Below are 15,110 nucleotides of genomic sequence, written 5' to 3'. Positions count from 1 at the left end.
CTCTACGTCGCGGCCCTCGGGACCAGCCGCACCAGCTGCGTCACATGCTGCGGTGTCAGCTCCTCGAGAGTAGTGACACCGAGCAGGCGCATCGTACGTTCGACCTGACCGGCCAGGATCTCGATGGCCCTGTCGACTCCCGCCTCACCGCCCGCCATCAGCCCATACAGATATGCCCGGCCGATCATGGTGAATCTGGCGCCCAGCGCGATGGCGGCGACGATATCGGCGCCGGCCATGATTCCGGTGTCCAGGATGATTTCGACGTCGTTGCCGACCTCGGCGGCGACCGCGGGTAACAGATGGAACGGGATGGGGGCCCGGTCGAGTTGGCGGCCGCCGTGATTGGACAACACGATGCCGTCGACGCCCACATCGGCCACCGCCCGCGCATCGGGCAGCGTCTGGATACCCTTGACCACCAACTTGCCCGGCCACTGGGTTTTGATCCAGGCCAGATCGTCGAACGTGACGGTGGGGTCGAACATGGTGTCGAGCAGTTCGGCCACCGTGCCTGACCAGCGGTCCAGGGATGCGAATGCCAGCGGTTCGGTGGTCAAAAAGTCGATCCACCACTGCGGTCGGGGCAACGCGTTGGCAATGGTTCGTAGCGTCAGCGCCGGCGGGATCGACATGCCGTTGCGGGTATCGCGCAGTCTGGCGCCGGCCACGGGTACGTCCACCGTCACCAACAGCGTGTCATAGCCGGCCTGGACGGCCCGCTCGACCAATGCCATCGAGCGGTCGCGGTCCTTCCACATGTATAGCTGAAACCAGTTGCGCCCAAGAGGATTTGCTCTCTTGACATCTTCGATGGAGGTGGTGCCCATGGTGGACAGCGAGAACGGGATCCCCGCCCTGGCCGCCGCGTGTGCGCCGGCGATCTCACCTTCGGTATGCATCATCCGGGTGAAACCCGTCGGCGCGATCCCGAACGGCAAGCTGACCGGGGCGCCGAGCACATCCCAGCCGGTGCTCACCTTGGAGACGTCGCGCAGGATTGCCGGATGGAATTCGATGTCCTGGAAGGCTTGGCGCGCCCGGGCCAGTGACAACTCCGCCTCGGCGGAGCCGTCGGTGTAGTCGAATGCCGCGCGCGGCGTCCGGCGCTTGGCGATTCGCCGCAGATCGTCGATGGTCAGCGCCTTGTCCAGGCGGCGCCGGGTGGCGTCGAACTGCGGCTTCTTGATCTGCATGAGCGGTGCAAGGTCATGCCTGTTCGGTATCCGACGTTTCATAGTGTTCACGCCTTTCCTGCCGGAGTCCGTTGCGGCACATAGGTTTGCGTTGACAGCGTGGTGGCCATATCGGCACGTAGCGCCTCCAGGTCACCGCTGAGCACGCCGTGCGCGCGAGCCTGGATCAACACATTACCGATGGCCGTCGCCTCGACGGGGCCGGCGACGACCGGCCGTCCCACCCGGTCGGCGAGTCGTTGGCACAGCAGCCGATTCTGGGCACCGCCGCCGACGATGTGCACCGTCTCCACGGGGGTACCCGACAGGTCGGCGGCCTGTTCGACGCCGCGCGCGAATCCCGCCGCCAAACTCTCGACGATGGCGCGCGCCATCTCGGGCAACGTAGCGGGAGCAGGCAGATTGTGTTCTGCGTACCACGCGCAGATCCGACCGGGGATGTCACCTGGTTCGAGAAAGCGGGGGTCATCAGCATCGAATACGTCAGGAGTGTCGGGGCAGTGCGCGGCCTGCTCGAGCAGGTTCGGCAGCTCGATCGCCATGCCCTGGCGGGCCCACTGCCGGACCGATTCCGATAGCAACCACAGGCCCATCACGTTGCGCAGGAACCGGATTCGACCATCGGCGCCGACCTCGTTGGTGAAGTTCGCGGCGCGAGTCGCTTCGGTCACGATGGGATGCGGCAATTCGACACCGACCAGACCCCAGGTCCCGCAGGAAATATAGGCCGCAGACTCTGCGGCCATCGGGACGGCCACCACGGCGGACGCGGTGTCATGCGAGGCGACCGTGGTGACCGCCAGACGGCGGCTCACACCCACCCGGTCGGCCAGCTCGGGCAGCAGCACGCCCAGGGCGCTACCAGGTTCGGCCAGCTCGGGAAATAACCGCCCGGACAGGCCGAGTAACGGAATCAGCTCGTCGTCCCAGCGCCCGTCGACACCGAGGAGGCCGGTGGTCGACGCGTTGGTGCGCTCGGTGGCGGTGGCTCCGGTCAGCCAATAGCCGATCAGATCCGGCACCAGCAGTGCGGTGTCCGCGACCCCGATCAGGCCTTCTACTGAATCGGCAGCCAGCTGGAACATCGTGGTGAAGGCCAGAAACTGCAGGCCGTTGCGGTTGTAGATCTTCTCCTGACTCAGGCGGGCATGCACCAGGTCCGCGCCCATCGCACCGCGGGAGTCACGGTAGTTGTACGGCAGGCCAAGCAGTTTCCCGTCGCGCAGCAATCCGTAGTCCACCGCCCACGAGTCCACCCCGACACTGGTCAGCTCCGGTGCCTGTCGAGCGGCTTCGGCCAGGCCTGTGCAGACACCTGCGAATAGTCCGGGTAGGTCCCAGTGCATCGCCGTGCGGCGGCCGTTCCACAGATAGACCGGGTCGTTGGCGAACCGGTTGACCGAGCGCATCTCGAACGAACCCGGCCCCACCGATGCCAGCATGACGCGCCCGCTGGTGGCCCCGAGGTCCACGGCGACGAACTGTGCCACGCTCATCGCAGGAAGGCCGCGGCCACACCGGCATCGACGGGCACGTGCAACCCGGTGGTATGGGAGAAGTCCGATGTGCACAGGGCGAAGGCTGCGTTGGCGATATTCTCCGGCAGCACTTCACGTTTGAGCAGCGTGCGTTGCGCGTAGTAGGCGCCGAGTTCCTCCTCGGGAACGCCGTATACGGCGGCCCGTTTGGCCCCCCACCCACCGGCGAAGATGCCCGACCCGCGCACTACGCCGTCGGGGTTGATGCCGTTGACTTTGATGCCGTACTCACCGAGTTCGGCCGCGAGCAACCGCACCTGATGGGCCTGATCGGCTTTGGTGGCGGAGTAGGCGATGTTGTTGGGCCCGGCGAACACCGAGTTCTTCGACGAGATGTAAATGATATCGCCGCCCAGCTTCTGGTCGATCAGCGCGCGCGCAGCCGCCTTGGACACCAGAAAGGAGCCACGGGCCATCACATTGTGCTGCAGATCCCAGTCGGCCGCGGTCGTCTCCAACAGCGATTTCGACAGCGACAGACCGGCGTTGTTGACGACGATGTCGATCCCACCGAACGCCAGCACGCATGCGTCGATCGCGGCCTGCACCGCGGTTTCGTCGGTGACATCGGCGGCGATCCCGATCGCGGTGTCGGTGTTGCCGATCTGTTCGGCTGCAGCGGAAGCCTTTTCGGCATCGAGGTCAGCGATCACCACACACGCCCCTTCGGCGGCCAGCCGTTCGGCGATGGCCTTACCGATACCGGAGGCAGCCCCGGTGACCAGCGCGATCCGGGTGGCCAACGGTTTCGCCTTGGGCATCCGGGCCAGCTTGGCCTCTTCCAGCGCCCAGTATTCGATGCGGAACTTTTCCGCCTCGTCGATCGGAGCGTAGGTGGAGATGGCCTCGGCGCCGCGCATCACGTTGATGGCGTTGAGATAGAACTCGCCCGCCACCCGCGCGGTCTGTTTGTCCTTGCCGTAGCTGAACATTCCGACGCCGGGGATCAGCACGATGGCCGGATCGGCGCCGCGCATCGCGGGCGACTCGGGCGTGGCGTGGCGCTGGTAGTAGTCGGCATAGTCGGCCCGGTACTGCTCGTGCAGTTCCGCCAACCGCACCTTGGCGTCCTCGATCGAGGCGTCAGCAGCCAAGTCAAGCACCATCGGTTTGACCTTGGTGCGCAGGAAGTGATCCGGGCAGCTGGTACCGAGCGCCGCCAGCCGCGGATGTGCACTGCTGGAGAGGAATTCGAGCACCCGGGGGTCATCGGTGAAGTGGCCGACCTGCGCCTTGTCGGTGGACGCCAGCCCGCGGATGAACGGTGCCAGCTCGGCCGCTTTGGTGACCCGCTGCATATCGGGCAGCGCGCCGTAGCCGTCAAGCGGTGCACCGAAAGGCTGCCGACGACCGTTGGCGTCGAGGTAGCGCTCGACGGTATCGATGATCTCCAGCGAGTACGCCTGCGCCTCGGCGGAGGTGTCACCCCACGCGGTGATGCCGTGACCGCCGAGGATGGTGCCGATGGCCTGCGGATTGCGCTTTTTGATCTCGGCGATGTCGAGACCGAGCTGAAAACCGGGGCGCCGCCAGGGTACCCACACCACGCGGTCACCGAAGATCTGCTTGGTCAGCGCCTCACCGTCGGCGGCAGTGGCCAGTGCGATCCCCGAATCGGGGTGCAGGTGGTCGACGTGGTTGGCGTCGACCAGCCCGTGCATCGCGGTATCGATCGAGGGGGCCGCGCCGCCACGCCCGTGCAGGCAGTAGTCGAACGCGGCGACCATCTCGTCCTCGCGCTCGACGCCCGGGTAGACATCGACCAGGGCACGCATCCGGTCCAGTCGCAGGACGGCCAGTCCGCTCTCCGTCAGGGTGCCGAGGTCTCCCCCGGATCCCTTGACCCACAACAGGTCCACCGGGGTGCCGGTCACCGGGTCGATAGCGGAACCCTTGGCGGAGGTGTTGCCGCCGGCGTAGTTGGTGTTCTTCGGGTCCGAGCCCAGCCGGTTGGACCTGGCGATCAGCTCGGCAACGGTCGAGTTGGTCATCGCTATGCTCCCCAGCTTGATTGGGTTCCACCGACGCGGTCGGCGTTGATGGTGTCCTGGTAGCCCGACTCGGCGAAGGCAGACATCGGGTTGGCGGGCAGCCCTTGTTCGGTTCGCCACTGTGCCAGCCGCGGCCGGACATCGGTGTAAAAGGCATCCATCAGAATCTCGTTGGCGCCCAGCACATCTCCGCCTTCCTGCGCCACGGTCAAGGCGTCGACGTCCACCAGGGATGCCCTGGTGGTCATTTCCTGCACGTTGAGCACCGAGCGGATCTGGCCCGGGATCTTGGCTTCGACGTTATGGCACTGATCCAGCATGAATGCGACCGGCGAGTCATCGTCGAGCCCTCCACCGCGCAGCACCTCGAACATGATGCGGAACAGTTGGAAGGGGTCGGCCGCACCGACGATCAGGTCGTCATCGGCATAGAACCGCGAGTTGAAGTCGAAGGACCCCAGCTTTCCCAGGCGCAGCAGCTGGGCGACGATGAATTCGATGTTGGTGCCGGGGGCATGGTGGCCGGTGTCCAGGCACACCATGGCCCGCTCGCCGAGAGCCTGGGTGTGAGCGTAAGAGGTGCCCCAGTCCGGTACATCGGTCATGTACATGGCCGGTTCGAAGAACTTGTACTCCAGTACCAGTCGCTGGTTGTCGCCGATGTGCTGGTAGATGGTCGCCAGTGATTCAGCCAGGCGTTCCTGGCGGCCACGGATATCACCCTGACCGGGGTAGTTGGTGCCATCGGCCAACCACACCTTGAGATCGCGTGACCCGGTTTCGTTCATCACCTCGATACAGCCCAGGTGGTGGTCGATCGCCTTCTGCCGCACCGTCTTATCGGTATGGGTCAGACTGCCGAACTTGTAGTCGTCGTCCTGGAAGGTGTTGGAGTTGATGGTGCCGAGCGTGACACCCAGATCCTCGGCGTATTCGCCGAGGGCACGATAGTTGTCGACGGCGTCCCACGGAATATGCAAGGCCACCGTGGGTGCCAGCCCGGTGAACCGGTTCACCGTGGCGGCGTCGGCGATCTTCTCCTGCACGGTCCGCGGCGTCCCCGGCGTGCCGAACACCTTGAAGCGGGTGCCGGAGTTACCGAAGGCCCATGACGGCAGTTCGATGGCCAGTTTCATCGGGTACCTCCGGTGGTGTCGAGGGTGGCCAGCGGTGCTGCTGCCGAGTTATCGGTGGAGATCGGATGCCCGTAACGCTCGGTTTCAATCTCCTGCAGTGACTTGCCCTGGGTCTTGGGCGCCCAGATCGCGCCGATCACCATGGCGACCGTCAGCAGCGCGACCAACAGGATGCCGACCATGGTCAGGCCGGTCGCCGCCAGCAGCGTCGGGAAGAAGTAGCTCAGCAGACCGGTGACGCTGCGGACGGCGAAGAACATCACGCCCTGCGCGCTGGCCCGGTACGGGGTAGCGAAAAGCTCACTGGCCCACAGGCTGTAGAACGCCTGCGCACCGATACCGGCCGAGACTCCCCAGAGGACCGCGAAGACCAGCATGGTCGGGACGCCGCCGTCGGTGAACGCCACCAGCACGATCCAGCCGACGATGCCCAGTGCCGCACCGACCACATACAGCCACCGCTGCGAGACCCGGTCGGCGTACCGCATGAAGCCGAAGTAGGTGGCCGCGACCGTGCAGCCCCAGACCAGCACCTGCAGCAGGTCCTGGGCCACCGGACTGTGCAGACCGGCGGCGTCGTAAACCCGCGGCATGAAGATGCCCGCCTGGCCGGCGACGGTGTTCCAGAACAGGTAGATGCCGCCGAGGAACAACAGGGCAGTGATGTTGACCTTCCGGGAGAACAATCCACGCAGTCCACGCACGCCGACCGCGGACGCCACCTCGGTGGGCTCGATCTCGGCTCTGCCTGTCGCGACCTCGTCTTTCCAGATCTGCGACTCAGCCAAGCCCTGTCGGATCCACCAGACGATGGCGGCGACGACGAACAGGTGCACGAAGATCAGCCGGGAACCGAACAGACCGAGCGGGGCCATCGCGGCGGCGAGAGCGAAACCGATCAGCGGGCCCATCGACCAGGCCAACTGGGCCGTTCCGACGTGCTTTGCCCGGTCAGCAGACGGCGCCTGTTCCGCGATGTAGGTCCATGACGCCGGAACGCCGGCGCCCACCGCGATACCGGTGACGATGAACGCCGCCAACAGCATCGTGAAGTTGACGGCGAACGCGGCCAACAGCACACCGACCATGTACACCAGTAGGTCGTAGGTGTAGATGGCCTTGCGGCCAAACCGGTCACACAGTGGGCCACCGAGAATGGCACCGATGGCGGCACCAAAAGCGTTGGCGCTCAACGCTGCCAGCAGGCCAACCGCGAAATTGCTGATCCCGAAGGCGGACTGCCAGAAGCCGAGGCTGGTGGCGATCGCGATGATCGATCCGGCCTCGATGTAATTCGACATCGCCACCGAGATGGTGGCGCGCCAACCTGTTGTCGAGCGTGCGCCAATTTTCATGAAAAGTTCCTAGGTCTCGGCGTTAAGAGAGGTGGAAGTACTCGGATAGTGGTGTCATCTGCTCATCAGGGTCGGCACCGTCACCTCCGACGAAGTACTGGGCCATCCCGGCCTGCCACTTCGCGTTGATATCGGTCTCGGCCATCCGCTGTTGAGCGAGCGCGAAATCCGGTGTTTCGAGGTAACCGACGACCAGCCCGTCGGCCTCGCGGACGAACAGCGAGTAGTTGTGCCAGCCCGCTGAGCCCAAGGCGTCGAGCATTTCCGGCCACACGTCGTGGTGTGCCCGCAGATAGTCCTGGACACGATCCGGCTTGAGCGCAAGCAGGAAACACACCCGCTGGGTGTCTCCAGACATCAGGCCTCCATGATTGAAACGTTTCAAAATGTGATGTGGGCGACTGTAAACCCGAGCTATGGGGAAGTCAACACCCGCCCGGGGCGTACCTCAATTGCGTCAGGCCCGGCCGAGTAACCGGGCCTTTGCCGCCGCGAACTCGGCGTCGTCAAGGTCACCGTGGCTGTGCAGATCGGCCAGGTGCTGCAATTGATCGGTCAACGAAGCCTCGGGCGCGCTCTGCCCGCCGTCGGTCGTCTCGAAGTGAGTGGGGTCCTTCGGGTCCACCCGCAGGTTGAATACGTCTCCGGGGCTAGGGATGTTGCCGATCATGAACGTTCCCGCGTACGTCGCCTCGTACGGGGGCGCGCCGTCGGATCGGTCGATGCGCAACCGCATGGTCCGACGGATGTAGACGTCGTTGATGACCGTGTTCATCAACGGTTCCTTGACCTCCAGGACGGTGCCGGTGCCACGAATGCCATGTTGCGCAAGATCGGCGCTGCGGGCCAGCGTCGAATAGAACCATGCCGCGTAGGCCACCACGATGACCAGAACGAGGATCGGACCCCACCAGGCTGCGGGTGCGGACCAGTCTGCGGCCCACGGCGCCAGAGAGGCGATGAACCAGCCGAGGATGGCGCTGCTGCCGGCCTTTCGGGTCGCGGCCATGAACACCGCCAGCTGCGCCAGGTAGCCGACCATCCAGATGCCGAAGGCCCAGCCGAAGACTGGGGTATCCGGATCGGCGCCGGTGAAGAGGGCGACCACCAGAAAGGCTGGTGCCACCACCAAGAAGCACCACGTGGCGAGGAGGACGGCAACGGTCCGGAGATTCACGCGAACACGGTAGCGCCGCCGGTCAGGTGACGACTGATCTTTCGTCAGCGTCCACCTCGGCTTGTTTGACCTCGATGGGGTCCTCCAGCGGAGGAACCTCGTCCCCGCGCAGTACCTTGGCCATTCGGTCGGAATCGAGCTGACCCTCCCACCGTGCGACCACCAGCGTGGCCACGCAGTTACCCATCAGGTTCACCGAGACCCGCATTGAGTCCATGATGCGGTCCGCACCCAGGAGCAGCGCGACCGCGGCGACCGGGATCGCCCCGTGCCCGATGGCCGCGACGGTCGCCGACAGTGCCAGGAACGACGAACCCGGCACCCCGGCCATACCTTTGGACGTCAGCATCAACACCAGCACCGCGGTGATCTGCTCCCCCAGGCTCAGATCGACACCGAGGGCCTGTGCCAAGAACAGCACACAGATCGACAGGTACAGCGTCGCACCGTCCAGGTTGAATGAATAACCGGTGGGCACCACCAGACCTGTTGTGGTGCGCGAACATCCGGCGTTGATCAATTTAGTCATGATGCGCGGCAATACGACTTCGGTCGACGCCGTGCCCAGGGCAAGGAAGAACTCGTCTTTGGTGTACAGGAAGAAGCGCCACAGGTTCACCCCGGCCAGGAAGTAGGCGATGGCACCCAAGATGAGGATGAACAATGCGGCCGCCAGGTAGCAGGCACCGATCAGTTTGGCGTAGCTGCCCAATGATGCGATGCCGTACTGCCCGATGATGTAGGCCATCGCACCGAACGCACCCAGCGGAGCCAGCTTCATGATCCAACCGATGATCGTGAAGAAGATCTGGCTGAGGTGATCGATGAATTCGAAGATGACCGGCGGTCCGTGCTCACCGAATTTCGCCAGCGCCAGCCCGAACAACACGGCGAAGAACAGCACCTGCAGCAGGACGTTATCGGCGAACGCCGAAATCACCGAGGTGGGAATGATGTTGAGCAGGAAGTCGACGGTGTGCGGTAGTTCGCCGTCACCGGTCTTCTTGGCCACCGCATCGGCGCCGGCGGACAGGGTCGCGGGGTCGATGTTGAAACCCGACCCGGGTTTGACGATATTGCCGACGACCAGGCCGAACAGAAGGGCGAACGTGGTCACCACTTCGAAGTAGATCAACGACTTGACGCCGATTCTGCCGACCGACTTCAGATCGCCGACGTGCGCGATGCCGATCACCACCGTGCAGAAGATGATTGGCGCGATCAACATCTTGATCAGCTTGATGAAACCGTCGGCCAGCGGCTTGAGATCGGCGCCCACTGCGGGCCACAACCATCCGACCAGGATGCCCAGGACGATGGCCAGCAGCAACTGCAGGAAAAGCGATCTGTACCACGGCGCACGCGGCTCGCCTGCAACAGGAGTCAGACTGTCGGTCATTTCCCAGGTGTAGCGGGTCTACGTGTCTGCCGCGTTTGGGGCGCGTTACCGCAGCGCTAAACCAACCCCTAGACCATTGAGGCCGTGCCGTCGGTCTGCACCACGACCTTCGCCCCGGTGGGATCATTGCCATCGTCGGCCACCATGGCCGCGGCGGCTGCGGGATCGGCGATGACGGCCAGGGTGCGGGCGTCATCGGGGGTGCGAACCGCAACGAAAGCCTTCTGCGGCTTACCTTCTCGATCGAAGGGTGCCGTCCACGTCTCGACGGTGCCGGTGCCCTCCCATTCGGCCAGGGACGTGCGGGTCGGCTCTGCATCGACGCGCACCTGGACGTCTTCCCAGCGGAACGCGACCGGTGGCGGTTCGGCGCTGTAGACACCGAAGCTGTGTTTGGTCAAATAGCCGCCGTTGGCGGTGATCAGGCCGCGCTGGCCGGGATTCGCCACCAACTGTTCGGCCATGGTGGCGATCGAATGCATGACGTAGTTGTTCCATGGCCCGCCCGCGAAGGTCAGGCCGCCGGTCACCGTCAGCGGCCGTCCAGGGTCACCGACCGGCAACCCGATCTCGGCCGCCGCCACCTGCACCGCAGACGGGAAGCAGGAGTAGACATCTACCAGGTCGATCTCGTCGATCCCGAGGCCGGCGAGCTCCAGTGCCCGCGCGGCCGCGATCCGGATTGCCGGTGACCGGTGGTACTCCCAGCGCTCACCGATATCGTAGGTGTCGTGGGAGTCGCTGCCCGCCCACGGGAAAACCCAACGCTCGGAGGGGATTTGCAGATCCTTGGCCTTCTGCACCGAGGTCAGGATGAGCACGGCAGCCTGATCGACCATATTGTTCGAATTGAGCAGCTTGGTATACGGCCAGCTGATCATCCGGTTATCGGGCCCGGGCTGCCAAATCTCGTCGGCGGTCCAGGCTCGGTCGCTCCACGCGTGCGGATTATGTTGGGCCACCTCGTTGAACTGCGCCCACAATGCGCCGATCCGGCGCCGGTGCTCGGTCTGCGACTCCCCCGCCGCGACGCGGACCGACTCTTCGAACATCGGGTAGATATCCGACGGCATCCCAAGGCCGATCCGCTGCATCGACGGCCCGGCCATTTCGACCCCGTCATCGGACCCCGGCGCTTTCGGCACCGACTCGTCCTGAGTACTCCAGGCAGGTCGAATACCGTTGGCCTTCTGCCGTTTCCGCGTCCGCCAGGTCTCCGCTCCGGCGAGCAGCACCACACCGGCGCGCCCGCCCGCGATATCGAGGCAGGCCTGATTGAGCAGGGACTGCGGGACGTTGCCGCCGACACCGGAATACCTGGTGTCTGGTTTATCGGCTCCGATCAGACCGCCCAATAACAGGCCGGGATCGCGGTAGCGCCAGGACAGCAGGTTGACCACCCGAATGGCGTCGACGGCCGCCAGCACCCGCGGATCAGCGGCCTCGCGGGCCGCCGCGGCCATCAATGCTGTCGGTTCAACGGGGTCCGGGGTGTTATCGCGCTGGTTGACCTGGCCGTAGCCGACGAGCACAGGTGTGGTGGGATCCAGTGACATGGGGAACACGTTAGTTGACACGTGTCAAGCCGGTCCCACCCGGTACATGGATTTCACCGTTCGGTAGGCGTCCAGCCCCTCAGGGCCCAGCTCGCGGCCCAGCCCGCTGGCCTTGACGCCGCCGAACGGGGCCCGGATGTCGAGCTGATAATCGTTGACGCCGATCGTCCCGGTGCGCACCGCCCTGGCCACGTCCGTCGCCCGCTCGGTATCGGTCGACCAGACCGTGCCCGCCAAGCCGAACTCGCTGTCGTTGGCGATATCGATCGCCTCGGCGTCGCCGTCATAGGCAATCACCGCCAGCACCGGGCCGAAGATCTCCTCCTGGGCGATGCGATCGGCGTTGTCCACTCCCGCGAATACCGTCGGCGAGACGAACCAGCCGCGCGACTGCTCTTTTGGAACCGAACCGCCGGCAACGAGTTTCGCGCCGCTGGCCTTGCCGATCTCGATATAGTCCAGCACCCGCTCACGCTGGCGCTCGCTGACCAGAGGCCCGATCTCGGTCGACCGATCCAGCGGATCGCCGACTGTCAGACTCTCGGCAAGTGCGGCCATCGCATCGACGATCTCGTCGTAGCGCGACCGCGGGGCCAAGATGCGTGAACTCAGGTGACAGGTCTGCCCGTTGTTGACGAAGGAGGCCGTGCGCAACCCGGCGATGGTGGCGTCCAGATCGGCATCGTCGAGAATGATCGCAGCCGACTTTCCGCCCAGCTCAAGGGTTGCCGGACGCATGAGCCGGCCGCAGATCTCGCCGATGGTCCGCCCGGCCGCCGTCGAACCGGTGAAGGCAACCTTGTCGATACCGGGATGCGCCACCAGATGCGCCCCAGCGGCCACCCCGCCCGCGACGATGTTCAGCACCCCTGGCGGCAGCCCGGCCTCGGCGGCCGCTTCGGCGAAAACCAAGGCATCCAAGGCAGTTTCGGGGGCGGCCTTGAGCACCATCGTGCATCCTGACGCCAGACCGGGGGCAATCTTGAACGCCGCCAGGGCCTGCGGGTAATTCCACGGGGTGATCGCCCCGACCACGCCGACCGGTTCCTTGCGGACGATGGTGTGGCCCGTGACGCCCGGACGGATCTCCTCGATCGCGGATTCGGTGATCATCTTCGCGTAGTAGTTCACCAACAGCGCGGGAAACGCCCCGTTGGCGCCGCGCGACAGCGAGATCGGCATTCCGTTCTCACGGGTGACCAGCTCGTAGGTGCTCTCCGCGCGGGCCTTCAACGCGGCGGCGAATGCGAACAGCACCGCGGCACGGTCCTGCGGTGGCATCGAACGCCATTGCGGCAGTGCAGCTCTGGCGGCCGTTACGGCGTCATCGATATCGGTAGGGCTGGCGCTGGCGCCGTTGCCGAGCGGCTCGCCAGTGGCCGCCTCGATGACGGGTTGGACCTGCTCGGCGGCGCGGAACGTGCCATCGATGTACATCTGTGCGGTCACTTGGTCACCCCATCGGTAAACAGCACGCCCTCTGCGATCAGGCGCTCGATATCGTCATCAGTGAGTCCGAGGACCTTGTGGCAGATCTCGCGGGTGTGCTCCCCCGGCATCGGAGCGGGCCGCAGCGGGGCCGGCGGGATGTGCCGGTACCGGGTGGGCCTGGTCTCGGTGGGCAGCGGATGGTCGATCAGCGGATGTTCCATATCGGTGAACAACTGTGGGTCAGCGCTCTGGGCCTCCGCGTAGACATCGGGTGGCCGATTCATCTGCCCGGCAGGTACGCCCGCGGCCTGCAATAGCGCACTGACCTCGGTGGCTGGCCGCTGCGCCGTCCACTGCGCCAGTTCCGTCGCGCCGATAAGCGCAGTCACCGCCGTCTGGTCATCGGAGTCGCGGATCGAGATGGCACACCACTCGTCTTCACCGGCGCAGGGATACACCGCATGCAGTCCGGTATCGGCGTCGACCCGGCCCGGGTAGCGCGCGGCCGCAGCCTCGGTGACATAGGTGGTGTCGAGCTGATTGACGACGACCTCGGCCTGAGACACGTGAATCCGGGCCCCCGCCCCGGTGCGCTCGCGGTGGATCAGGGCGGATAGCGCCCCGATGGCGGTGACACGCGCGGCCACATGATCCGGAAAGATCGTCGTCGCGTCGTAAAAGCCCCAGCGTCGGGTCAGACCGGTGGTGGCGCGCACCAGGGGGCCGTACCCCATCCGGGCACTCCACGGGCCGACGTCACCGAACGCGCTGCTCTCGGCGAGTACCAGGCGGGGGTTCAGCTCCTGTAGCCGATCGTAGGAAAAACCCAGTGCGGCAAGGGTTCCCGGCTTGAAATTGGCGAAGACGGCATCAGCAGAGGCGGCCAGTTCGGCGAACACCGAGGCGCCTTGCGGGCTGCGCAACTCCAGACCGAACCCGTAGTTGTTGCGGTGCGCCCAGGCGAAGGAATCGCTGATGGGTTGGCCTTCCCTGGTCTGACGCAGACCATCGGGGAACTGTGCGCTCTCGACCTTGATCACCTCGGCGCCGAGATCACCGAAGAGTCGGCTCAGCTCACCACCGGCGACGATCACGCCCAGATCGATGATGCGCAGACCCGCGAACGGCAGCCCGGTGCCCGGTGTGCCGTCTCCAGTCGATGGGGTGTTCGGTGACGGCCATGCGGCGTCGTCGTGGCCCAATATCGGTGCAGGCGTGCGGAATCCGGCATGTGCACCATCGACGGTCAGGTATCCGACCGGCACCGTGACCGGCACGTCCGGGACCAGTTCGGTTTCAGCGAGCGCACCCACCGCGGTGAAGTGCTCGGAGGTCAGCACTTCCGATGCCGACAGCACCGCGGCGATCGGCACACCATGGGCCTGGCCCTCACTCACCAGTTCGTCCATGGTCTTGCTCGCGCACAGCGTCGCGAACAGCGCACCGATCTGGCTCCAGGCTGCGTAGCGGGCGACGATCTTGTCAAACTTCGGGTCCTGGAATTGCTCCGGTTCCCCCAGCCAGGCCCGAAGGCCGTGCCATTGTCGCGGGGAAAGCAGGCAGATCCGCACGTAGCCGTCGGTGGTCGCGAAGATGGGGTAAAGCTCCTGATTACGCGGCCTACCCCGCCACCGTTCGGCACTGTGCTTGGTCAGCGCCGCCTGCCCCTGGGTGCCGAAGGGCGGATCGAGGGTGGTGACCACCGCGTCCAGGCGGCTGAAGTCCAGATAATCGCCTCTGCCACAACGTAATCGATGGTAGTAGGCAACCAGAATGGCCCAGGTGGCTTGGACCGACGCGGTGGCCGACGCTATCCCATCCGGGGGCAGCACCGGTGCACCATCGGCCGGTCCGGACCGCGACAGGGCTCCCGACAGTGCGTACAGCACCGCATCGGTGGCCTGCCACGACGCCCGGTCGCCGGTCAGGCCGAAATCGGTGACCGAGCACGTGACCAGGTGGTCGAACGAATCGGCCAGCGCCGCACAGGACGTGCCGTAGGCCACGGCCCGACCCGGCACACCGCAGTCGACGACGATATCGGCGTCCCCGGCCAATGCGATCAGGCGTGCGCGATCTGAATCAACGGCTGGATCCAGCACCGCGGCGCGTTTGTTGGCGTTGTGCAGCGCGAACGGGATGCTCACCCCATCCAGGGTGGGTCGCTCATCGCGGCCGGGGCTACCGCCGGGTCCCTCAACCTTGAGCACATCGGCCCCGAGGTCGGCGAGCATGCGGGTGACCGAATCAGCCGCCCCGCTTGATAGATCCAGCACCCGAAGTGACGTCAGAAGGCGATCACCGGCGACCATGGCGATCACCTTAGTGGCG

General features: G+C 65.3%; 11 protein-coding genes. All 11 read right to left on the bottom strand.

What is annotated here, in order from left to right; genetic code table 11:
* Nucleotides 1–2 precede the first annotated feature (2 nt).
* A complete protein-coding gene (locus tag ADBZ9O_RS18280) occupies nt 3–1,238 on the bottom strand; it encodes an alpha-hydroxy acid oxidase (RefSeq protein ID WP_526524282.1) in 1,236 nt (411 codons plus the stop codon).
* Between the two features lie 5 nt (nt 1,239–1,243).
* Complete coding sequence (locus ADBZ9O_RS18275) at nt 1,244–2,692, bottom strand: rhamnulokinase (protein WP_526524280.1); 1,449 nt, start codon at nt 2,690–2,692, stop codon at nt 1,244–1,246.
* Nucleotides 2,689–4,725: a bifunctional aldolase/short-chain dehydrogenase gene (locus ADBZ9O_RS18270; RefSeq protein WP_526524278.1), complete on the bottom strand. Its 2,037-nt coding sequence runs from the start codon at nt 4,723–4,725 to the stop codon at nt 2,689–2,691. The genes ADBZ9O_RS18275 and ADBZ9O_RS18270 overlap by 4 nt, the downstream gene beginning before the upstream one ends.
* A 2-nt stretch (nt 4,726–4,727) precedes the next feature.
* Entirely contained in the window at nt 4,728–5,861 is a 1,134-nt protein-coding gene (gene rhaI, locus ADBZ9O_RS18265) for an L-rhamnose isomerase (RefSeq protein WP_526524276.1), read from the bottom strand.
* Nucleotides 5,858–7,216 (bottom strand): MFS transporter, encoded by a 1,359-nt coding sequence (locus ADBZ9O_RS18260; RefSeq protein WP_526524274.1) that lies wholly within the window; start codon nt 7,214–7,216, stop codon nt 5,858–5,860. The genes rhaI and ADBZ9O_RS18260 overlap by 4 nt, the downstream gene beginning before the upstream one ends.
* 22 nt (nt 7,217–7,238) lie before the next feature.
* On the bottom strand, nt 7,239–7,574 hold the full coding sequence (locus tag ADBZ9O_RS18255; RefSeq protein ID WP_526524272.1) for an L-rhamnose mutarotase: 336 nt from the start codon (nt 7,572–7,574) through the stop codon (nt 7,239–7,241).
* A gap of 99 nt (nt 7,575–7,673) precedes the next feature.
* Nucleotides 7,674–8,393, bottom strand: a complete 720-nt coding sequence (locus tag ADBZ9O_RS18250) for a hypothetical protein (RefSeq protein ID WP_526524270.1) — start codon at nt 8,391–8,393, stop codon at nt 7,674–7,676.
* Nucleotides 8,394–8,415: 22 nt separating this feature from the next.
* Nucleotides 8,416–9,792, bottom strand: a complete 1,377-nt coding sequence (locus ADBZ9O_RS18245; protein ID WP_526524268.1) for a dicarboxylate/amino acid:cation symporter — start codon at nt 9,790–9,792, stop codon at nt 8,416–8,418.
* A gap of 68 nt (nt 9,793–9,860) precedes the next feature.
* Complete coding sequence (locus tag ADBZ9O_RS18240; RefSeq protein WP_526524266.1) at nt 9,861–11,348, bottom strand: acetyl-CoA acetyltransferase; 1,488 nt, start codon at nt 11,346–11,348, stop codon at nt 9,861–9,863.
* 24 nt (nt 11,349–11,372) lie between these two features.
* Nucleotides 11,373–12,785, bottom strand: coding sequence for an aldehyde dehydrogenase (locus ADBZ9O_RS18235; protein WP_526533268.1), 1,413 nt, complete (start codon nt 12,783–12,785; stop codon nt 11,373–11,375).
* Nucleotides 12,786–12,793: 8 nt separating this feature from the next.
* Entirely contained in the window at nt 12,794–15,091 is a 2,298-nt protein-coding gene (locus tag ADBZ9O_RS18230) for a CaiB/BaiF CoA transferase family protein (RefSeq protein ID WP_526524264.1), read from the bottom strand.
* Nucleotides 15,092–15,110: the final 19 nt, after the last annotated feature.

This window comes from Mycobacterium sp., from assembly GCF_965229105.1.
In the GTDB taxonomy this organism is placed as follows: Bacteria; Actinomycetota; Actinomycetes; order Mycobacteriales; family Mycobacteriaceae; genus Mycobacterium.
The sequence above is the reverse complement of the archived record's forward strand: the minus strand, read 5'-3'. Positions and strand labels throughout refer to the sequence as shown.